The organism is Mesorhizobium sp. WSM4813 (genome assembly GCF_055811555.1).
Genome location: NZ_JBVVQU010000009.1, coordinates 80,364 through 101,095, shown reverse-complemented (window position 1 = coordinate 101,095; position 20,732 = coordinate 80,364). Strand labels below are relative to the sequence as shown.

Genomic DNA, 20,732 nt, shown 5'->3' with positions numbered 1-20,732 from the left:
TGAGTAGTGAGTAGTAAATGGAATTATATGTTCACTACTGACTACTGACTACGACTACTGACTACTCCCTAATCCGCCATCGTCTCCAGGCTGGCAAACCCCTGCGGCGCGTCGCCCTCGTCGAACGGCGTCGTCACCTCGACGAAGGTGTCGGGATAAAAGCCGTTGAACCGTGTCCTCAGCGACAGCGAATAGGCGCCGATATGGCCGATCTCGATCCAGTCGCCGGTATCGACCGTTTCCGGCAGCCAGAACGGCCGCGACAGGATGTCAACGGAATCGCAGGTTGCGCCGCAGACCTTGAACGGGACGATGGTCTTTTCCTCGCCATTGCGCGAGCGGATCGCCGGGTCTGGAATGAAGCGCGCCGGCAGCGTGATCTTGCCGGTCCATGAATCCGACAGCGACGCCCAGATGCCATCATTGATGTAGAGCCGCTTGCCCTTGCGCAGCAGCACGCGCACGATCAGCGACAGACAGCGCGCCACGATCACCCTGCCCGGCTCCGCCACCAGCGGCATCTGGTCGAACTGGTATTCCTTCAGGTCGCCCGACAGCCGCGACATGATCTGGCCGAGCGACGGCATCTCGATCTGCTTGCGGTTGGGATCATGGCCGTATTCGGCGGGAAAACCGCCACCGACATCGAGCCCGGCAATGTCGAAGCTGACGCGGTTTCGCACCCAGTCGGCCGAGGCCAGCGCCCGCTCGTAGGTGTCGGGATCCTCGATCTGGCTACCGACATGGAAGCACAGGCCGACCTTGTAGCCCGTCCGGTTCAGCCGTTCGGCCAGATCGACGGCATTGGCCGGCCCGGCGCCGAATTTCTTCGACAGTTCGTAGGCGGCCGATCCCTTCGTCTGGATGCGCACGAACACGGTGATCGCACCCGGATCGATATCGAGCGCCCGCACCACGCGGGTCAGCTTGGTGATCTCGTCCTCATGGTCGAGCGAGATGACGCGGATGCCATATTTCTCCAGCGCCAGTTTGATGTCCGACTGTGCCTTGACCGGATGCATGTAGAGCATCTCGGCGTCGGGCGAGACCGCGCGCACGGCGGCGAATTCGCCGGGCGAGGCCACGTCGAAAGCGTCGACGCCGGCCTCAACCAGCGCGTTCAGCACGATCTGCTCGCCGTTGGTCTTGACCGCATAGGCGGTCTTGCCGGGAAACATGCCCATGAACTGTCTGGCGTCCGCCTTCAGCACCTGCGGGCGAAAGCAATAGATCGGATCGTCCGGGCGAAGCGCCAGCGCCGCTTCGCGCGCATTTTCGAATCGCTGCATGGACGAATCCCTTGGCTTAGACTGCGCACAATTAATCCAACCTATGCGGGAATGAAAACAATTCTGTGTCTCGCACCCCTGACGCTGCGGCGCTACGCCAGATGACAGGCCAGACGACAGGAAAAGCTAGCCCACCGATCTGCTTTCGGGTGGCCCTTGCCATCAAACAGGATATGGCCTGAACAGACGCCTGATTGGCTTGGCATTCAGAGCCACCTGGGAGGACGGTCCATGGCGATCACAACCACGACGGCAATGCGCGGACCCATGGCCCTGAAAGACTGGGCACAGCTTCTGCTGCTCGGTGCGATCTGGGGCGGCTCGTTCTTTTTTGCCCGCATTGCGGTTGCCGAGATTCCGCCGCTGGTGCTGGTGCTGTTTCGCGTCGCCATCGCGGCGCTGGCGCTGCATCTCTATCTCGGCCTGCGCGGTCCGTCCTTCCGCCTCGCCTTGCCGCATGCCGGTCTGTTCTTCCTGCTGGCGCTCGTCAACAACGTCATTCCCTTCTCGCTGATCTTCGCCGGCCAGACCGAACTTGGCGCCGGTGTCGCCTCGGTCCTCAATTCGACGACGCCATTCTGGACGTTGATCCTCGCCAACGCGCTGACATCAGACGAAAAACTCTCCTGGAACAAGCTTGCCGGGATCGCGCTCGGCATCGTCGGCACCGCGGTGATGATCGGGCCGGGCCTGCTTGCCGGGCTGGGCGGTCCGGTCTGGGCGAAATTCGCGCTGGTCGGCGCGTCGCTGTCCTATGCAGTCGCCCTGATGATTGCCCGCCGCTTCACGGGCGTGCCTTCACCGGTCATCGCCACGGGACAATTGACCGCCTCGACCATCATCATGATCCCGATCGTGCTGCTTAGCCATGGCACTGCCAACCTGTTTTCGGCCTCGCCGCCGGTGTGGGCAGCGGTATTGGCGCTGGCCCTGCTGTCCACCGCCTTCGCCTACATCCTCTATTTCAACCTCGTCGCCTCGGCCGGCGCCACCAACGCCTCGCTGGTCACGCTGATCGTGCCGGCCAGCGCCATCCTGCTAGGCTTTTTGTTCCTGCGCGAACGGCTCGAATTGTTCGAGCTCGGCGGCATGGGGCTGATCGCGCTCGGCCTCGTCACCATCGACGGCCGGCTGTTCGGCCGCCCGCGTTGAAGCTTCGCATCCAATTGGACGCGCCAACGACGCTCTAACTCGTGGAATCGTTGCATGGACCCGAAAATCGATTCCGATTTTCGGCAGCGGTAGCGCTGCCATATCGATCCTTGCCCCAGCTTCGTCACATTTTGTGCACAGGTCCGAAGCGGGATTTTGCCGAAGAGTTTCAATGCTTAACGGCAAAGAGCCGGTCGTGAATTCCACAATGTCGTCGCATTGCAGCATATTTTCCGCTTGCCTGTGGCACAAATGACCCTAGACTCTGGCCATAGCTCTTTAAGAGGAGGCTATGACGTGGGACTCACGAGGCCAATCAACGCATTGATGATCTGTGCTGCGTTTGCATTCATCGGGGCCCTGATTATGGGCTTTCTTCCATAGACCCGCCAAAGCGACGGAAGATCAGCACCGAATAGTCCAAGTCATTGAAAAGGCCGGGTTTTTACCCGGCCTTTTTGCATTTCCAGAGACCCGGCCGAGACTTACGCCGCGGCAGACCCCGCAGCTTCAGCCTCATGCGAGCGGATGCCGATCATGTGGCAGACGGCGAAGACGAGATCGGCCCGGTTCATGGTGTAGAAATGGAAATCGCCAACGCCGCGCTCGACAAGGTCCAGCACCTGCTCGGCCGCCACCGCGGACGCCACCAGCGCATGCGTCTGCGGGTCCGTCTGCAGCCCGTCGAAGCGCTCGGCCATCCACGCCGGCACCAGCGCACCGCAGCGCGCCGAGAAATTGGCGACCTGGGTGAAATTGTGGACCGGCAATATGCCCGGCACGATCGGTATGTAGATGCCGGCCCGCCGTGCCCGCTCGACATAGCGCTCGTAGAGATCATTGTCGAAGAAGAACTGGGTGATCGCCCGTGTCGCGCCATTGTCGACCTTGCGCTTCAGCATGTCGATGTCGGTGGCGAAATCCGGGCTCTCCGGATGCTTTTCCGGATAGGCGGAGACCGAGATATCGAAATCGCCGACACCTTTCAGCGCTCCCACCAGTTCGGCGCCATTGGCATAGCCGTCCGGATGCGGACGGTAGGCGGCGCCGACGCCCTCGGCCGGATCACCGCGCAAGGCGACGAAGCGGGTGACGCCCATGTCGGCGAATTCCTGAATGACCTCGTCGACCTCGTGACGCGCCGCATCGACGCACGTCATGTGCGCCGCCGGCGTCAGCGCCGTTTCGGTGAGGATACGCTTGACCGTGCGCGCGGTGCGCTCGCGCGTCGAGCCGCCGGCGCCATAGGTGACGGAGACGAATTTCGGCTTGAGCGGCTGCAGCCGGGTGACGGTGTCCCACAGCCTTGCTTCCATCTCGTCGCTCTTCGGCGGGAAGAACTCGAACGAAACTCTGACCTTGTCACCAATGTCAGGGCGGCGGGAAAAGCGGAACTGGTTCATCAGGCGGTTTCCCCTATCGGATAGGCATTGGCCGGTTGTGCGTGGTTGGAAGGATCGGCGATCAGCATGCGCTGGTCACGGCCGAGCCACAGTTTTACGGTGAGCCTGGGCTCGTTGCCACCGCGCGGCTCGAATTCCTGGCTGTCCTCGAGGTCGAGCCCGGCCTCGGAAAACCACTCGGTGATCTGCCGGTCGGAAAAGCCGAGCCGCACATGCGCGTGGGCGTCGCGCAGGAATTCCAGCGAATGCGGAGCGAAATCGACGATCACCAGCCGGCCTGCCGGACGCAGCAGCCTTGCTGCCTCGTGGATGGCGCGGGCGGGATCGTCGAGATAGTGCAGCACCTGGTGGATGGTAACGAGATCGAAGGCGTCGCGCTCGACCGGTGGCGCAAAAATATCGCCCTGGCGCACCTGCGCATTCGAAATGCCGGCTTTGTCGAGATTAGCGCGCGCCACCGTCAGCATCTCGCGCGACATGTCGATGCCGACGCCGCGCCGGTAGAGCGGCGAAAAGATTTCGAGCAGTCGCCCGGTGCCGGTGCCAAGATCGAGCATCGACTGGAACGGCCGCTTGCCGACGAGCTTGAGCAGCGCTGTCTCCACGGCGCGGTCCGGCACATGCAGCGAGCGGATATGGTCCCAGCTTGCGGCATTTACGGAGAAATATTCGGCGGCGCGATCCTGCCGCTTGCGTTTGACCGCTGCCAACCGCTCTAGATCACGCTCGATCTGCGGATCGGCACCGCGGATGCCGGAGACCAGCTTGAGCACGAAATCCCGCGCCGCGTCCGAATCGGACAGCCGGAAGAAGGCCCATGAGCCCTCCTGATAGCGGCCGATCAGCCCCGCCTCCAGCAGCAGCTTCAGGTGGCGCGAGACGCGCGGCTGGGACTGGCCGAGGATTTCGGTGAGATCGGAAACGGTCAGGTCGCCGCGCGACAGCAACGCCAGGATGCGCAACCGGCTGGATTCGGCCGCCGCCTTCAATGTATCTACCATGGTGTCCAGAGCGACGTGCATGCGAGCATTCTCTTTGAAAAAGATATAAACATATGTTTATGTCGATTTTGATGGCCTTGCAAGCGGTATGTCGCTCCCGGACAAGAAAATGACGCATGCGTGGCGGATCGCGCAAAGCCGAAAGCATGATCGGGGGCGAAAACCATGTTCGAAAAGCGCAGCGGCGAAAAGCTTCTGGAAACCGATCCGGCCGATATGCCGCCGGACGGCCATGTCGTCTTCATCGGCCGCATCGCCTCGCCCTGGACCGCGCGGGAAACTTGCCCCAAGAACATGAAAGCCGCGCGGGAAACCGGTCAGCCGGCGGTTCTCACGGTCGACCAGCCTTATCGCGAGGGCCTGTTCGGGCTTGAGCGCGCCAGCCACGTCATCATCCTGTCCTGGCTGCACCACGCACCGCGGACCCTGATTGTTCAGAAACCCCGCCATGCGGCTGAACCGAAGGGCGTTTTTTCGCTGCGCTCCCCTGCCCGGCCGAACCCGGTCGGGTTGCATATCGCCAGGCTCGTCGCCCTCGACATCGAAACGGGCCGTATCGATCTCGATGCCATCGACCTGCTCGACGGCACGCCGGTCATCGACATCAAGCCTTATTTCGCTTCGATCGATGCCTTTGCCGAGGCGACCATTGCCGGACGGGACGGGCAATGAATGCGCCGACTGGCCGCCGCCGCGCCATCGCCAAGGCGCTGACAGCGCTTTTGCCGCTGGCGCCCTATGCCGACATGGAAAAAATCCGCGCCGACGCCGGCGCGGTGCATATGAAGAGCTTGCCGCCGACGATCGCGGTGTGGCTGGCGACGACAGCCCATATCCGTCATGTGCACACCGACTACGAAAAACTGCTGGCCGAAGGCTACGACCGCGACTCCGCGCGCTTCTTCGTCATGGAACAGACCAACATCGTGCTGACCCGCTGGCGCGCCACGCGTCTGCTCGAGAATGACGATGAGGAATAACCAGTACCTCGATGGCTCATCCGGAAACCTTGCCTGTGTCTTGTGCCACCCGCCGCAGCGCTCTAACGCGTCTGGACGGGATGAGCTGACGGAGGACGTAATGAGCAAGTCGATCGATCCGCATGCCGAACCACTGCCCGCGCTCTCCGCCCGTCACATAGACCCGCACTCCTATCCGGACGGGGTTGCCTTCCTGGACGGGCAATATTTGCCGATGTCGCAAGCCAAGATCTCGGTGCTGGATTGGGGCTTCCTGCATTCCGACGCCACCTACGACACGGTGCATGTCTGGAACGGTCGCTTCTTCCGCCTCGACCTCCATCTCGATCGCTTCTTCGGCGGGCTGGAAAAGCTGCGCATGACGATCCCGTTCGACCGCGATGGCGTAGCCGATATCCTCGAAAATTGCGTGGCGCTGTCGGGTCATCGCGCCGCTTATGTCGAGATGCTGTGCACGCGCGGTGCCTCGCCGACCTTCAGCCGCGACCCGCGCGACGCGGTTAACCGCTTCATGGCTTTCGCGGTTCCCTTCGGATCGGTCGCCAATGCCGAGCAATTGCAGCGTGGCCTGCATGTGGCGATCAGCGACAAGGTGCGCATCCCACCGGGTTCGATCGACCCGGCTATCAAGAACTATCACTGGCTCGACCTGGTGCGAGGCCTCTACGACGCCTATGACCGCGGCGCCGAGACCGCGCTGGTCCTCGATTTCAACGGCAATGTCGCGGAAGGACCCGGTTTCAACGTCTTTTGCATTAATGACGGTAAGCTGTCGACGCCGGCTGTCGGCGTGCTGCCAGGCATCACCCGCCGCACCGTCTTCGATCTCTGCGCCGAGGCAGGGCTTGCCGTCGCAGCGGCCGATGTCAGCGTCGCCGCACTTCGTCAGTCCGACGAGGTCTTCATCACCTCGACCGCCGGCGGCATCATGCCGGTGACGATGATCGACGGTGTTGCGGTCGCGGACGGCAAGGTCGGCGCGATTACCAAGCGCCTGATGGCGATCTATTGGCAGAAGCACGAAGACCCGGCCTGGTCGAGCGCGGTGCGCTATCCCTGACCCATCCCGGCCTCAGGCCCGGTAGATCCACTGCTCGGGCACACGCACCGAAATCTCCTCGCCGGTCGTGATGCGGCCTGGTTTTTCGACCCAGGCAACGAGCCCGCGCAACCGCTTTGCCGTCTTCGGGAACAGCAATGCGCCGGCCTCATGGTCGGCCATTCCGGCATTTTTGGCGACCGATCGCCCGGCGATGCGGCAAGGTCCGTTCTGCGCGTCGACCTTGATGGTGACGCCGCCCTTAAAAAACAGCAGCGTGCCGGACGGCAGCATGGAGAGATGCGGCAGGCCTTCGATCAAGAGATTGGCGCCGATCCACTCCGGCTTGATCTCGGCGATGCCCATCCGCCGGGCGACGATCGCCAACTCGTCCGCCGCCACGATCGACAGCTGCCGCTCGTTGCGCATCTCGGTGCCGCGTGGATACCAGGGCTCTCGCCCGCCGGAACGCCGCGTCGCGCCGGCGTGGAAATCGCCGTCGATGCCGTCGAAGCCGAGCCGCAATTCATCCACCGCGCGGGTCTCGAAATGATCTGATGGCGCGACGTAAAGCGCGGCCACCTGCGCGGCAAGTTTCCGCGCCGGGATGATTTCGACCGGGTTTTCGACCTCGGGGAAGAGATCCAGCATGGGGCTTCATTCCTTGCGTGACGCGACGCAATTAGCCGGAGCGAGCTCTTCAGGTCCAGTCGAAAGCGCTAATGCTCCAATCAACGAGACTGATGTGATTATACCAGCGCCTTCTAGGCCGTGTGGGCGAATGACTCGGCATTGTGTCGGAATCACCGACGACCACGCGTCCTAGAGATATAGCCATCTCGGAGAATGACGATGCGACGCACACTCGACAAATCCTTAGAAGTGACGATTCAGAAGAGTCCTGCCAAGGGCGGTTGGACCTACGTGGTTTGGCCCGAGTCCGCAGATTTCTTTGGGACCAGAGGCTTGGTAAAGGTTCGGGCGACTGCTGACGGCGTACCCTTCCAAAGCTCTTTCATGGCTCTTGGCGACGGCAGACACAAGTTACCTCTCAAGGCCGACCTGCTCAAAGCGATCGGGAAGCAATCGGGTGACAGCATCACGATCACTCTCGTTGAGCGGCTAAACTAATGCTGGGCCGTTCGCGCCAGAATACATCAGAGCATGCGCAATAGCGCCCCGCCAATCGAATAGCCGGCGCCGAAGGCGCAGAGCAGGCCATAGTCGCCGGCCTTCATGTCGGCGTGGTTCTCCGCCAGGGCGACGATCGCGCCGGCGCCCGCGGTATTGCCGAGGCGCTCCAGCACCATCGGCGCGCGGTCATGGCCGACCTCGTGGCCGAACGACAGCTTCAGGATCATGGCGTTCATCCGTGCATTGGCCTGATGCAGCCAGAAGCGCCGGATCGCTTGCGGCGTCAGCCCGTGCTCGGCCAGGAATTCGACGATGAACTTGTGCCCGGCGACGGTGACCTCCTTGAACACCTTGTTGCCGACCTGCTTGATCAGGTTGCCTTCCAGATTGATCATATAAGGATCGTCTTGGGCGGTGCGCGTGTAATAGCCGAGATTGGTGCGAATGTTGTTGGACATCTGCGTCCAGGTCCGCGTGTCGAGCACCTCGAAGCGTCCCGGGCGCTTGTCGCCCTGGGCAAGCCCCTCGACGACCATTGAGACCGAAGCATCGCCGAAGATGAAATGCGTCTGCCGGTCGCGGAAATTGAGATGGCCGGTAATGATCTCGGGCGTCGTCACCAGCACGCGCCTGTGTGCGCCCGCCCGCACCAGATTGACCGCAATATGCAATGCCGCCGCCGCCGACGAGCAGCCAAGGCCCATGTCGAAACCGGCGCCCTTCGTGCCCATCGCCTGCTGCATCTCGATGGCGATCGCCGGATAGGGCCGCTGGTGATGCGAGGCCGAGCAGATCACCAGGTCGATATCCCCAGGCTCCAGGCCGGCATGGTCGAGCGCTTTCCTGGCCGATGCGATGCCGAACTCGGCTTCCAGCGACAGCGCATCGTCGGGCCGCGCCGGGATGCGCGGCGCCATGCGGGTCGGGTCGAGAATGCCTTCCCGCTCGATCACATGGCGGGTCTGTACGCCCGAAGCATGGACGATGAAGGCGCTGTCCGATTTCTGCAGCAGCGTCTCGCCGGAAGCTTGGCGGCGGACATTCTCCATGTCGACCCAGGCATTGAAGCTGTCGACCAGTTCTTCATTGGTGATCGAAGGCTCGGGGATTTCAACGCCGATGCCGCTGATGATGACGCGATGCATTTTTCAGTTCGTCCCCATGCGCAGCGTTGCGGCTTGATGTGGGCGCCGCGAAGACTGGGCGCAACTGTTTTTCGTACTTGGTGGGTGTTTACGCCGGCTTAAATCAAGTGCCTGAGGCAAAAGACCACGACCTTGCGTGGCTGAAATGCGCATGGTGGTGAAACCGGGTCAAGCGCCGCCAGGCACTGCCTCTCGGTGTGGCTCCGTTTCTAAGCGGATCGCCGCGCGACGATGAAGAGGCGGGGAAAGCGCAGCAGCACCTTGCCGTTCGCCGTCTTCGGATAGGCTTCGGTTATTCTGGCGGTGTAGCGCTTGAGGAAAAGCCGCCGCTCGTCCTCGTCGAGCGGATCGAGGAACGGCTTCAGCCCGGTCGACTTCAGCCATTCGACGATGGCTTCGGCACCGGCCAGCGGATGATTGTAGGCGGTGTGCCAGATGTCGAGCCGGTCTGAGAACGGCGACAAAAGATCGTAGTAGAACGACACCGGCGGCAACGCCTCGCGCGCAGCACCCGCGAGCTTTTCGGAAAACGGCACTTCGACCGCCGTCTCCCGCATCAGCCGGTGCGACGGCTCGCTCATGTTGTCGGGCATCTGCACGGCAAGCGCGCCGCCCGGCGCCAGAAATCCCATCAGCCGCTGGAAGATCGCCGGATGCTCGGGCAGCCACTGGAACACCGCATTGGCAAAGATCACGTCGACCGGCTGTTCGGGCAGCCACGCCGCCGCATCCGCCAGCTCGAAGGTCACATCAGGCAAACGTGCCCTCGCCTTCTCGATCATTTCAGGCGAGGTGTCGAAGCCGCTGACCTGCGCGCTCGGCCAGCGCTCAACCAGCAATTCCGTTGAATTGCCCGGCCCGCAGCCGATGTCGACCACCCGGCACGGTGCCTCCACCGGCACCTGCGCGACGAGATCGCGCGCCGGCCGCGTGCGCTCGTCCTCGAATTTGAGATATTGGGCGGCGGACCAGTCGGGTTTTGCTTTTGCGGCAGTGCTGTTCATCGATAGACCTCGCGACGGTTGCCGACCTCCACAACCAGCACGACAAGCCGGCTATCCTCGAATTGGGCAATGATTCTGTAGTCGCCGACGCGAAAACGCCAAGCCTCTTGCTTGGTCGGGGTCAGGCGCTTGGCAAGTGCTCTTGGATTGGATGCTCCGTTGAAAGCCGTTCGATATCCTTTTCGGCTCCCGGCGTGAACTCGACACGCCAATTCATTCAGCGGCAGGTTTCTTGCGCCGTTCCTCGACTTCGCGAAGCTCAAGCTTCCGGATCAGTTCGTCCAACGGAATGCGCGTGCCGTCGTCATCCCTCAGGCGTTCCTCCGCAATCCTGGGATCCTGCCAATCCTCAATGGTCTCGAGGATCGCTTCAACTGCGACCTGATCGATCGTACGGCCGCTGGCCTTGGCCATATCGGCCAGCAGCTTCTCGGCTTTTTGCGGCAATTTGACCGTGATCATGGGCAGCTCCATCCGATCAATTTAGGTCAAACGACGGTCGCTTGCAACGAAACGAGACCCTACCTTGTCAGCCGCTTGTACGTCATGCGGTGCGGATTGACGGCATCGGGGCCGAGCCGGCGGATCTTGTCCTGCTCGTAATCCTCGAAGTTGCCCTCGAACCATTCGACATGGCTGTCGCCTTCGAAGGCCAGGATATGCGTCGCCAGCCGGTCGAGGAACATGCGATCGTGCGAGATGATGACGGCGCAGCCGGCGAAGTTTTCCAGCGCGTCTTCGAGTGCGGCCAGCGTTTCCGTATCGAGATCGTTGGTCGGTTCGTCGAGCAGCAGCACGTTGCCGCCGGTCTTCAGCATCTTGGCCAGATGCACGCGGTTGCGCTGGCCGCCGGACAGATTGCCGACCTTCTGCTGCTGATCGCCGCCACGAAAATTGAACGACGCGCAGTAGGCACGGGTGTTGGCCTCGAACTTGCCGAGCTTGACCACTTCTGCGCCGCCCGAGATTTCTTCCCAGACGGTCTTGGTCGGGTCGAGTGCGTCGCGGCTCTGGTCGACGTAGCCGAGCTTGACCGTCTCGCCGACGCGGATCGTGCCGGCATCCGGCTTTTCCTGGCCGGTGATCATGCGAAACAAAGTGGTCTTGCCAGCGCCGTTCGGGCCGATGACGCCGACGATGCCGCCGGGCGGCAGCTTGAATTCGAGATCGTCGATCAGCAGCGTATCGCCAAAGCCCTTCGACAGATCGTCGACCTCGATCACCAAATTGCCGAGCCGCTCGCCATGCGGAATGACGATCTGCGTGTCGCTCGGACGCCGCTTGTCGGCCGCATCCAATAGATCCTGGAATGCCTGGATGCGCGCCTTCGACTTGGTCTGCCGGGCTTTCGGGCTGGACTGGATCCACTCGCGCTCGCGGCCGATCGCCCGCTGGCGTGCATCGTCCTCGCGGCCCTCCTGCTTGAGCCGCTTGGCCTTGGCTTCGAGATATTTGGTGTAGTTGCCCTCATAGGGGATGCCGCGGCCGCGGTCGAGCTCGAGGATCCAGCCGGTGACATTGTCGAGGAAGTAGCGATCGTGGGTGATGATCATCACCGCGCCCGGATAGGCGCGCAGATGCTTTTCCAGCCACGCCGTCGTCTCGGCGTCGAGATGGTTGGTCGGCTCGTCGAGCAGCAGAAGGTCGGGCTGGCGCAGCAGGAGCTGGCAGAGTGCTACGCGGCGGCGCTCGCCGCCCGACAGCTTGGTGACGTCGGCTTCCTTGGGCGGACAGCCGAGCGCTTCCATCGCCATCTCGACCTGCTGTTCGAGGTCCCACAGGTTCAGCCGGTCCATCTCGTCCTGGAGCTTGGCCGACTCATCGGCCGTCTCATCGGAATAGTTCATCATCAATTCGTTGTAGCGTTCGATGATCGCGGTCTTGGCGGCGACGCCTTCCATGACGTTCTCGAACACGGTCTTGCTCGCATCGAGTGCCGGCTCTTGCGCCAGGTAACCGACGGTGGCGCCTTCGGCCAGCCACGCCTCGCCGCTCCACTCCTTGTCGATGCCGGCCATGATCTTGAGGATGGTCGACTTGCCGGCGCCGTTCGGGCCGAGGATGCCGATCTTGGCGTCGGGGTAGAAGGAGAGATGGATGTTCTCGAGCACCTTCTTGGTGCCATAGGCCTTGTTGAGGCCGGCCATGTGATAGATGAACTGGCGTGCCACGCGCGCTTTCCCTGAAAAGTCGACTGGATGTCGGATTGAATGGAAGTTGAGCGCTATGTAGGCGATGCCGCGCCGAACGGCAAACTGTTTTGGCATTTCGAACCTGCCTTCGGGCCGAAGACGATCATCGAACTGTCGCCGCTTTGGTTCGCTGCATGGTCCGGCGAAAGCTCGGGTTAACCATTCCGCGCCAAAGGTGTTGGATTGGGAATCGCCGGCAAGCCGCGATTTCTGCAGAGAGATCGGATCGTGCTGAACAGTTTCCTGCTCCTTGCCGAAGCGGTTCTCTATTTCGGCGTCATGGTCACGCTTTTCCGGTTCAGGAACCGCATCGGCCTCGGCGTGTTCGTCTGTGCGCTCGGCGTCATGCATTTTCTGGAGACTTACCTCGCCAGCGTCTTTTATGTCGCCCTGCCGTTCGGCATGGTTTCGCCCGGTTCCGCGGTGCTGTTTTCCGGCAAGCTGGTGATGCTTCTGCTGCTCTATATCAAGGAGGACGCGGCAACCGTCCGGCAGCCGATTTACGGCCTGTTGCTCGGCAATGCCCTGATGATCGGGCTTGTGCTGGTCCTGCGCCTGCATGAGATCGCACCGCTTCCCAACGGCAACCTTCCAGACATCGGTTTCATCGACCAGATGGGCTGGCTGATGGTGTGGGGCACGACGCTGCTCTTCGTCGACGCCATCCTGATCATCCTGCTTTACGAAAAGCTTGGGCGTTATCTTCGCAAGGCGCTGTTCTCCCGCATCCTGATCTCCGTCGCTTGCGTGCTGACTTTCGACCAGGCTGGATTTTTCATCGCGCTGGACTTCGTCACCGGCGCGCCGATCGCGGTTTTCTTTGGCGGCTGGTTCGCCAAGATGGGAGCGGCGCTTGCCTACAGCACCATGCTTGTCGCTTATATCAAATGGTTCGAGGCGCGGCAGATTCCGGCGCCGCGCGGCCTGTCCGACATTTTCGACACACTGACCTATCGCGAGCGCTATGAGGCGCTGATCGAGCATGTCGGCCGCGACGGCCTCACCGGCCTGCTGCACCGGGGACGCTTCGACAGCGACGGCGAAGCGGCCGTTGCAGCCAGCCTGCGGACTGCCAAACCACTCAGCCTCTTGATCATCGACGTCGACCACTTCAAATCGATCAACGATCGCTTCGGCCACGCCGAGGGCGACAAGGTGCTGAAATCTGTCGCCGGCCTGCTTGGCGACGTTGCCGGTCCCGAGGATCAGGTGTTCAGGATCGGCGGCGAGGAATTCGCCATCCTCTGCTCACGGTCGCATTCGGTCGCCAGGCTGCTTGGCGAAAGCATCAGGCAGGCCGTCAAGACATCCGCAAGCACCAGCCGGTTCGATATCACCGTAAGCGCCGGTATCTCCACCGTCAGCGAGACGACCCGCTGCCTTGCCGATGTCTTTGCGCTGGCTGACCAGCGCCTCTACAAGGCCAAATCGACGGGACGCGATCGCGTCGTCGGCGAACCGGGCGGCCACGAGGCCGATAGCCTCACCCCATGGACCAGGCCAGCGCGCGGCATCGGCGCATAGGCATCCCGTGTCACTGGAACTCGATCGGATCGACGGTGCCTTTCGGACAACCCGCATTGTTCGTTGGCACTGATGCCAGCAACAGCTCACTGAGCGAAGAGTTCGGCCCGATCGGGCCGGTCAGGCCGAGCGTCAGTTCGCCGATCAGCCGCCTGCCGCTCGAATGGTCGTTCAAACAGGAGACGCGAACCCGATCGCCCGCGCCGGGACCGAAGGCACTGTCGAAGGCGGCACGGATCTGGTCGGAGGTCAGATCCTGGCCAATTTTTTGCGTGAAAAGATCACGCACCGGTGAAGCATTCACCGCGCGCGTCAGGTTCAGCGCATCGGAAAAATACTGCTGCTGGCTCTTGCCGTAACAGGTGCCATGTTTGATCCACTCATGCCTGTCGAGATCGGATGCGGTGCCTGGCATCACCTGATCGAGCTCCGACCGCGTGTTCGGCTCGAGCTCGACCGGCGGCAAATCCTGCCAATGCGCCGGATTGTCGTTCGCCTTGTCGGCCGCTGCCACCTGGCAATAGAAATTTCCGTTCGGCTGCGGCCACAGCCCATGCAAGGTGAAATGCGTCGCGTCAAAACCGGCCGCGCTCTGCGCCTTGCATTCGGTTTTGCTGGGCTTGGTTTCACAAAAGGCCGGCTGCCAGCTCAGCGCGAGGACATATTCGGGCTTTCCCGAAGCCGGCGCAGCGGACTTGTCCCCTTCGGTCGGCATCGGCGCGGCCGGCATTGTTGATGCGCTGCCGCCCGAAACATGGCCGCAATCGACCTTCACCCAACGGCGCTCCGGATCGGCCTCCGGCACGCGGATCAGATAATGCGTGGGAGCATCCTTGTTGCCAGCCAGCAGTTCATAGCTCTGTCCCGCATCGGTCGAGATACTGCCGGGGTTCTTGCCGCTTTTGATGGCCTGCGTCGCTGGACAGGCGGCGTCGGCCACGAAAGAGCCGCTCATCTTGACCTCGGCCCGCGCAGCACCCGTTAGCGACGCGGCGACAAGCGCCAATCCGAAAACAAGACCTGACCGCACACGCATGAAAGTACCCCGGCTGAAAAAGCCGCGGCAACAGACTGCCGCCCTCTCCCGGTATCAAATTCTCCATGTCAGAATTGCAATACCGCGCGTTGCGACGCAAGAACAGCGCTGCGAAAACACTGCCGATGGATTGACGCAAAACCGGCGTCGGCGCACACAAACGCCCCGTAGGCGCGAAAACGCGTTGGAGACGAAGCGACAATGTCATTCAGCCAACAGCGCGTGCTTCGATCGCCGACCGGTGCCGAGCTCAACCTTTATGTGAAACGCGCCGAGGGCCGCCCGCGCGCCGTTGTTCAGATCAATCACGGGCTGGCCGAGCACGCCGCACGCTATGTTCGTTTCGCTACCTTTCTGGGCGAGCGCGGTTACCATGTCTACGCCCATGACCATCGCGGCCACGGCGCCACCAAGGCGCCCGATGCGCCGCTCGGCCAGTTCGCTCAATCAGATGGCGGCGCCAAGGTCATCGCCGATGTCGCCGCCGTGCACGATCTGATCGCCAAGGAACATTCCGGCCTGCCGGTCATCGTCTTCGGCCATTCCATGGGCGGCCTCGTCGCGTTGAATTTCATGCTTCATCATTCGAACCGGCTGCACGCCGCCGCCATCTGGAACGCCAATTTTTCCGCTGGGCTCGCCGGTCGTGCCGCGCGAATCATCCTGGCCTGGGAAAAATTCCGGCTGGGCTCCGATATGCCGTCGCGCATGCTGCCTAGACTGACGTTCCACGCCTGGGGCAAAGCCGTCCCCAATCACCGGACGCCGTTCGACTGGCTGTCGCGCGACGCAGCCGAAGTCGACAAGTACATCGCCGACCCGCTGTGCGGCTGGGATGCATCGGTGTCGATGTGGCGCGACCTGTTCGGGTTCGTCTTCGACGGTGCCGACGACATTAATTTTTCCGGTATCCGCAAGACACTTCCGATCTGCCTGGTCGGCGGCGAAAAGGACCCCGCCACCGACGGCGGCAAGGCGGTCAGCCATATCGCTCGCCGCCTGCACAGGATGGGTTTTTCGAATCTCGTTTCAAAGGTTTACGCCGAGACCCGCCACGAAAGTCTGAACGAGGTGAATCGAGATATCATCATGGACGATTTCGCCGCATGGGCCGACAGCGTGCTGAAACAAACATGATCGAGATTTGGCATGATCGAGATTTGGCATGATCGACATTGGCATGATGGGTTTGGCCCATTGCAAGAGCCGTGACAGCAGCACGCGGGATTGATAGTGCATGTTGCCCAAAAGTGCGCAGCGGTTTTGGGATAACGACATGCATAAAAAGAAAACTAGAGCCTGCGTTTCCGACCAATCACGGTGATCCATGACTGAGCCTCCGCTGAAAGGCATCCGCGTAATCGAACTCGCCCGCATCCTGGCCGGACCGTGGGCCGGGCAAATGCTTGCCGATCTCGGCGCCGACGTCATCAAGGTCGAGAGCCCAGTTGGCGGCGACGACACCCGCAAATGGGGGCCGCCCTTCGTCATGAGCCATGACGGCGAAAACCTTTCGGCCGCCTACTATCATTCCTGCAATCGCGGCAAGCGCTCCGTCGCCATCGATTTCTCGACGCCCGAGGGCGCCGAGACGGTGCGCCGGCTGGTCGCGACCTCAGATGTGCTGATCGAGAACTTCAAGCTCGGCGGCCTGAAGAAATACGGGCTCGACTATGACAGCTTGCGCAAGATCAATCCGCGGCTGATCTATTGCTCGATCACCGGCTTTGGCCAGGACGGACCCTATGCGCCGCGCGCCGGCTATGACTTCATCATCCAGGGCATGGCCGGCATGATGTCGATCACCGGCGAGGCTGGCCGCGAGCCGCAAAAAGCCGGCGTCGCGGTATCCGACATTTTCACCGGCCTCTATTCGGTGATCGCCATCCAGGGCGCACTTCGCCACGCCGAGAAGTCCGGCGAAGGCCAGCACATCGACATGGCGCTCTACGACACCCAGATCTCGGCGCTCGGCAACCAGAACCTCAATTATCTGGTTTCAGGAAAATCGCCGGTGCAGATGGGCAACGCGCATATGAACATCGCGCCCTACGAAGTGGTGCCGGTGAAGGACGGCCATATCATCCTGGCCATCGGCAATGATGGCCAGTTCGCTAAATTCTGCGCGACCGTCGGATTGGACGAGCTGTCGTCGAACCCAGATTTCGCCACCAATCCCGCCCGGGTCGCCAACCGCGCGAAGCTGCGCGAGCATATAGTCGAATCGCTAAAGACCTTCGATCGCGATCCGCTGCTGGCTAAACTGGAGGCGGCAAGCGTGCCTGCCAGCCCGATCAACACGATCGGCGAGATGTTCGCCGACCCGCAGACCATCGCGCGCGGCATGCGGCTCGACCTCGACGACGGCCATGGCAATCTCTTGCCCTCGGTGCGGGCGCCGATGGTCATGTCGGGCACGCCGCTGGTCTATGAGCGGCCCTCGCCGCGCCTCGGCGAACACACCGAAGAAATCCTTGCCGAACTGGAGAGGTCAGGAAAATGAAGACCGGCGGACAACTCATCGTCGATGCGCTCGAAGCCAACGGAACGGACCGTGTCTATTGCGTGCCCGGCGAATCCTACCTTGCGGTGCTCGACGCGCTGCACGATTCGCCGATCCGCACCATCGTCTGCCGTCAGGAGGGCGGTGCTGCGATGATGGCCGACTGCCATGGTCGCCTGACCGGCAAGCCCGGCATCTGCTTCGTAACCCGCGGCCCCGGCGCCACCAACGCCTCGGCCGGCATCCACATCGCCATGCAGGATTCCGTTCCCGTCATCCTGTTCATCGGCCAGGTCGCCAGCCACGCCAAGCAGCGCGAGGCTTTTCAAGAGGTCGACTATGTCAGGTTCTTCGGCGATATCGCCAAATGGGTGGTCGAGATCGACGACGCCTCGCGCATCCCCGAATTCGTCACGCGGGCCTTCGCAGTGGCAACGTCCGGCCGCCCCGGCCCGGTCGTCATCTCGCTGCCGGAAGACATGCTGACCAGCCTGGCCGAAGCGCCTGCTGCCCTGCCCTACACGCCGGTCGAAACGCGACCGGGCGAGGCCGAGCTCGATGCGCTGGAAAAGCTGCTCGGCAAGGCAAAGCGACCCTTCGTCATCCTCGGCGGCACGCGCTGGGATGCGGAGGCCGTCGTGCGGATGCGGACGATCGCCGAAGCCTGGTCGCTCCCGATCGGCTGTTCCTTCCGCCGCCAGGTGCTGTTCGATCATCTCCACCCGAACTATGCAGGCGATGTCGGCATCGGCATCAACCCGAGGCTGGGCAACGCCATCAAACAGGCCGATCTGGTGCTGCTGATCGGCGGCCGCATGGGCGAGATGCCGTCCTCCGACTACACGCTGCTGAAGAGTCCCTACCCCGACCAGAAGCTGGTGCATGTCCATGCCGACGCCGGCGAGCTCGGCCGTGTCTATCGGCCGACGCTGGCGATCAACGCCTCGCCGTCCGCTTTCGTCGAAGCCTTCGCCGGGCGCAAGCCGGCTGCCGCGCCAGCCTGGGCGGATGAAACACCGAAGCTGCACGCCGCCTATCTCGACTGGTCGACGCCGCCCGAAAGCGGTCCCGGCGCCGTCCAGATGGGGCCAATCATGAACTATCTCGAAAAAATGCTGCCCGACGACGCGATCTTCACCAATGGTGCCGGCAACTACGCCACCTGGGTGCATCGCTTCCACCGCTTCCGCCGCTTTGCCACGCAGGCAGCGCCGACCTCCGGCTCTATGGGCTACGGCACGCCGGCAGCGGTCGCCGCCAAGGAATTGTTCCCCGACCGCGACGTGATCGCCTTTGCCGGCGACGGCTGCTTCCTGATGAACGGCCAGGAATTCGCCACCGCCGTGCAGTACGATCTGCCGATCATCGTCGTCGTCGTCAACAACGGCATCTACGGCACCATCCGCATGCATCAGGAGCGCGAGTATCCGGGCCGTGTTGTCGCCACCGACCTAAAGAATCCCGACTTCGCGGCGCTCGCCCGCGCCTATGGCGGCCATGGCGAAACGGTCGAGAAGACGGCCGACTTCGCCCCAGCCTTCGAACGCGCGCGTGGCAGCGGCAAGCCGTCGATCGTCGAGATCAGGCTCGACCCCGAGGCCATCACACCGACCCGCACGATGACCCAGATAAGAGACAGGTCGTGATCCGATAGGAAGGGCGCCCCTTCCGTCGGCAGAGGGCTTGGCTACATCGTCGCCGCCTTCTCGATCTGTCCGCGGATCTCGCCGTCCTTGTGGGCGGCCGTATGGATGTTGATGTAGTATTTGCCGGCCATCAGGTCGGCGGCCTGCGCGTCGGTCAGAGTCGCCGCCCCCTTGAACGGGCTTTTCGGAGCGCCCTTGAACGGGACGACGACGCCGGCATTTTCACCCTTTGCTGCCGGGCCGTGAATATGTCCGGCCGTCGCCGGTCCACTGAGACCTGAATACGTCACGTTCCAGGTGAGCTGTTTCGTGGCGGTGTCGAAGACGAGAGCAGCGGTACCCTTGCCCTCCGTGGTGATGGGCGGATTCTGCTGAGCGCCATCGAGCGTCGCCTTCATCTTCATCATGTCGGCCAAGGCCGGTGAAGCGCAAAGGAAGGATGCCGAAACGGCCAGCGCCGAAAGCATCGGCGAGAAGGATTGCATGCGCATGGAAATCTCCGTTGTGGCGGTGACATCCGCTGAGGCTGGATGCACTGGAACAACGGTTGTGGCGAGCGGATGTTTCCACCGGTAACGGCTATTTTACATCCCAGTAAAAAGAGGCGGTCGCCCGCCCCTTCAGAATTGCAGGCCGTAGAGGCCCGGTTGATCGCCTCTACCCGATCGGCCTATTTGATCGCCTTGTCGGTGATGGCGGTCGTGTAGGCGCCGGTCGGCTCCTTGGTGATGATCTTCTGGTCGAGCAGCGCCTTGGCGGTGCGCGCGTAGGTCGCCGGGTCGAGCTTGCCGTCGGCGTTGTCGATCAGCTTGGCGACTTCGCCCATCATGCGCTTCTGGTGGTTCTCGTCCTGGCCGCCATTGTCCATGACAATGCCGGCTGCCTCGTCGGGATTGTCGACGGCATATTTCCAACCCTTCATCGAGGCGCGCACGAAACGCACCATCTTGTCCTCGAAGGCCGGATCCTTGAGCTTGTCCTCCAAGGCATAGAGCCCGTCCTCAAGCAGGTCGTTGCCCATGGCCGAATAGTTGAACACGATCAGCTCTTCCGGCTTGTAGCCGGCGTCGATGAGCTGCCAGTATTCGTTGTAGGTCATGACCGAAATGCAATCCGCCTGCTTCTGGATTAGCGGCTGCACGTCGAAACTCTGCTTCAGCACCGTGACGCCGTCCGGTCCGCCGTCGGTCTTCAGGCCGAGCTTGTTCATCCAGGCGTAGAACGGATATTCGTTACCGAAGAACCAGACGCCGAGCGTGTGGCCCTTGAAGTCGGCTTCGGTCTTGACCGGGCCGTCCTTCGGGCAGACCAGCTGCATGCCGGCCTTCTTGAACGGCTGGGCGATATTGACCAGCGGCACGCCCTTTTCGCGCGCGGCCAGCGCGCCGCCCATCCAGTCGACGATGACATCGGCGCCGCCACCTGCGATCACCTGCTCGGGCGCGATATCGGGGCCGCCCGGCTTGATCTCGACGTCGAGGCCCTCGGCCTCATAAAAACCCTTGTCCTTGGCGACGTAGTAGCCGGCGAACTGGGCCTGCGTGACCCATTTCAGCTGCAGCGTCACCTTGTCTGCGGCGATCGCCTGGAACGCGGCAAGCGACATCGCGCCGGCCAGCATCGAGATAACAAGTCTTTTCATGCTTTTACCCTCTGGAGTTAAGTGTTCACCCTTTAGGACCAG

The 20,732-nt window shown here is 62.2% G+C and carries 22 protein-coding genes; 10 read left to right on the top strand and 12 right to left on the bottom strand.

Annotation, left to right across the window (positions count from 1 at the left end):
- Nucleotides 1–68: 68 nt before the first annotated feature.
- Nucleotides 69–1,289 (bottom strand): alanine racemase, encoded by a 1,221-nt coding sequence (locus AC0L25_RS07420; RefSeq protein WP_473594887.1) that lies wholly within the window; start codon nucleotides 1,287–1,289, stop codon nucleotides 69–71.
- Nucleotides 1,290–1,520: 231 nt separating this feature from the next.
- Between AC0L25_RS07420 and AC0L25_RS07415 the strand changes: the two genes are divergently transcribed.
- Nucleotides 1,521–2,441, top strand: coding sequence for a DMT family transporter (locus AC0L25_RS07415; protein WP_473594886.1), 921 nt, complete (start codon nucleotides 1,521–1,523; stop codon nucleotides 2,439–2,441).
- 485 nt (nucleotides 2,442–2,926) lie between these two features.
- Here AC0L25_RS07415 and metF read toward each other — a convergent pair whose 3' ends face one another.
- Nucleotides 2,927–3,844, bottom strand: a complete 918-nt coding sequence (gene metF, locus AC0L25_RS07410; RefSeq protein WP_473594885.1) for a methylenetetrahydrofolate reductase [NAD(P)H] — start codon at nucleotides 3,842–3,844, stop codon at nucleotides 2,927–2,929.
- Nucleotides 3,844–4,866, bottom strand: coding sequence for an ArsR/SmtB family transcription factor (locus AC0L25_RS07405; RefSeq protein ID WP_473594884.1), 1,023 nt, complete (start codon nucleotides 4,864–4,866; stop codon nucleotides 3,844–3,846). Before AC0L25_RS07405 ends, metF begins: the two co-directional genes overlap by 1 nt.
- 144 nt (nucleotides 4,867–5,010) lie before the next feature.
- Here AC0L25_RS07405 and tsaA point away from each other — a divergent pair, with 144 nt between their 5' ends.
- The 3 genes from tsaA (at nucleotide 5,011) to AC0L25_RS07390 (ending at nucleotide 6,885) form a co-directional block, all read left to right on the top strand.
- Nucleotides 5,011–5,517: a tRNA (N6-threonylcarbamoyladenosine(37)-N6)-methyltransferase TrmO gene (gene tsaA / locus AC0L25_RS07400; RefSeq protein ID WP_473594883.1), complete on the top strand. Its 507-nt coding sequence runs from the start codon at nucleotides 5,011–5,013 to the stop codon at nucleotides 5,515–5,517.
- Nucleotides 5,514–5,825, top strand: a complete 312-nt coding sequence (locus tag AC0L25_RS07395) for a DUF2293 domain-containing protein (RefSeq protein WP_473594882.1) — start codon at nucleotides 5,514–5,516, stop codon at nucleotides 5,823–5,825. Before tsaA ends, AC0L25_RS07395 begins: the two co-directional genes overlap by 4 nt.
- A 100-nt stretch (nucleotides 5,826–5,925) precedes the next feature.
- On the top strand, nucleotides 5,926–6,885 hold the full coding sequence (locus AC0L25_RS07390; RefSeq protein ID WP_473594881.1) for an aminotransferase class IV: 960 nt from the start codon (nucleotides 5,926–5,928) through the stop codon (nucleotides 6,883–6,885).
- Between the two features lie 12 nt (nucleotides 6,886–6,897).
- Here AC0L25_RS07390 and AC0L25_RS07385 read toward each other — a convergent pair whose 3' ends face one another.
- Entirely contained in the window at nucleotides 6,898–7,515 is a 618-nt protein-coding gene (locus tag AC0L25_RS07385; protein WP_473594880.1) for an MOSC domain-containing protein, read from the bottom strand.
- A 201-nt stretch (nucleotides 7,516–7,716) separates the two neighbouring features.
- Between AC0L25_RS07385 and AC0L25_RS07380 the strand changes: the two genes are divergently transcribed.
- Complete coding sequence (locus tag AC0L25_RS07380) at nucleotides 7,717–7,995, top strand: DUF1905 domain-containing protein (protein ID WP_473594879.1); 279 nt, start codon at nucleotides 7,717–7,719, stop codon at nucleotides 7,993–7,995.
- 26 nt (nucleotides 7,996–8,021) lie between these two features.
- Here the strand turns inward: AC0L25_RS07380 and AC0L25_RS07375 are convergent, their stop codons facing one another.
- From AC0L25_RS07375 to ettA, 5 genes are all read right to left on the bottom strand, one after another.
- Complete coding sequence (locus tag AC0L25_RS07375; protein ID WP_473594878.1) at nucleotides 8,022–9,143, bottom strand: beta-ketoacyl-ACP synthase III; 1,122 nt, start codon at nucleotides 9,141–9,143, stop codon at nucleotides 8,022–8,024.
- Between the two features lie 209 nt (nucleotides 9,144–9,352).
- Entirely contained in the window at nucleotides 9,353–10,147 is a 795-nt protein-coding gene (tam, locus tag AC0L25_RS07370) for a trans-aconitate 2-methyltransferase (protein ID WP_473594877.1), read from the bottom strand.
- On the bottom strand, nucleotides 10,144–10,359 hold the full coding sequence (locus tag AC0L25_RS07365) for a type II toxin-antitoxin system RelE family toxin (RefSeq protein WP_473594927.1): 216 nt from the start codon (nucleotides 10,357–10,359) through the stop codon (nucleotides 10,144–10,146). The genes tam and AC0L25_RS07365 overlap by 4 nt, the downstream gene beginning before the upstream one ends.
- 1 nt (nucleotide 10,360) lies before the next feature.
- Nucleotides 10,361–10,609, bottom strand: coding sequence for a DUF6290 family protein (locus AC0L25_RS07360; protein WP_473594876.1), 249 nt, complete (start codon nucleotides 10,607–10,609; stop codon nucleotides 10,361–10,363).
- Nucleotides 10,610–10,668: 59 nt separating this feature from the next.
- Complete coding sequence (ettA, locus tag AC0L25_RS07355) at nucleotides 10,669–12,318, bottom strand: energy-dependent translational throttle protein EttA (protein WP_473594875.1); 1,650 nt, start codon at nucleotides 12,316–12,318, stop codon at nucleotides 10,669–10,671.
- A 39-nt stretch (nucleotides 12,319–12,357) separates the two neighbouring features.
- Here ettA and AC0L25_RS07350 point away from each other — a divergent pair, with 39 nt between their 5' ends.
- Together AC0L25_RS07350 and AC0L25_RS07345 are read left to right on the top strand one after the other, a co-directional pair.
- On the top strand, nucleotides 12,358–12,498 hold the full coding sequence (locus tag AC0L25_RS07350; protein WP_473594874.1) for a hypothetical protein: 141 nt from the start codon (nucleotides 12,358–12,360) through the stop codon (nucleotides 12,496–12,498).
- Between the two features lie 69 nt (nucleotides 12,499–12,567).
- The gene (locus AC0L25_RS07345) at nucleotides 12,568–13,863 is read left to right on the top strand and encodes a GGDEF domain-containing protein (RefSeq protein WP_473594873.1); all 1,296 of its coding nucleotides are present in this window, start codon (nucleotides 12,568–12,570) and stop codon (nucleotides 13,861–13,863) included.
- Between the two features lie 10 nt (nucleotides 13,864–13,873).
- Here AC0L25_RS07345 and AC0L25_RS07340 read toward each other — a convergent pair whose 3' ends face one another.
- Nucleotides 13,874–14,893, bottom strand: coding sequence for a ribonuclease T2 family protein (locus tag AC0L25_RS07340; RefSeq protein ID WP_473594926.1), 1,020 nt, complete (start codon nucleotides 14,891–14,893; stop codon nucleotides 13,874–13,876).
- A 207-nt stretch (nucleotides 14,894–15,100) separates the two neighbouring features.
- Between AC0L25_RS07340 and AC0L25_RS07335 the strand changes: the two genes are divergently transcribed.
- The 3 genes from AC0L25_RS07335 (at nucleotide 15,101) to AC0L25_RS07325 (ending at nucleotide 19,048) form a co-directional block, all read left to right on the top strand.
- Entirely contained in the window at nucleotides 15,101–16,036 is a 936-nt protein-coding gene (locus AC0L25_RS07335) for an alpha/beta fold hydrolase (protein WP_473594872.1), read from the top strand.
- 190 nt (nucleotides 16,037–16,226) lie between these two features.
- Nucleotides 16,227–17,402, top strand: coding sequence for a CaiB/BaiF CoA transferase family protein (locus AC0L25_RS07330; protein WP_473594871.1), 1,176 nt, complete (start codon nucleotides 16,227–16,229; stop codon nucleotides 17,400–17,402).
- Entirely contained in the window at nucleotides 17,399–19,048 is a 1,650-nt protein-coding gene (locus tag AC0L25_RS07325; RefSeq protein ID WP_473594870.1) for a thiamine pyrophosphate-binding protein, read from the top strand. The genes AC0L25_RS07330 and AC0L25_RS07325 overlap by 4 nt, the downstream gene beginning before the upstream one ends.
- 41 nt (nucleotides 19,049–19,089) lie before the next feature.
- Here AC0L25_RS07325 and AC0L25_RS07320 read toward each other — a convergent pair whose 3' ends face one another.
- The gene (locus AC0L25_RS07320) at nucleotides 19,090–19,539 is read right to left on the bottom strand and encodes a CHRD domain-containing protein (protein WP_473594869.1); all 450 of its coding nucleotides are present in this window, start codon (nucleotides 19,537–19,539) and stop codon (nucleotides 19,090–19,092) included.
- Between the two features lie 179 nt (nucleotides 19,540–19,718).
- Complete coding sequence (locus tag AC0L25_RS07315) at nucleotides 19,719–20,690, bottom strand: ABC transporter substrate-binding protein (RefSeq protein WP_473594868.1); 972 nt, start codon at nucleotides 20,688–20,690, stop codon at nucleotides 19,719–19,721.
- Nucleotides 20,691–20,732: the final 42 nt, after the last annotated feature.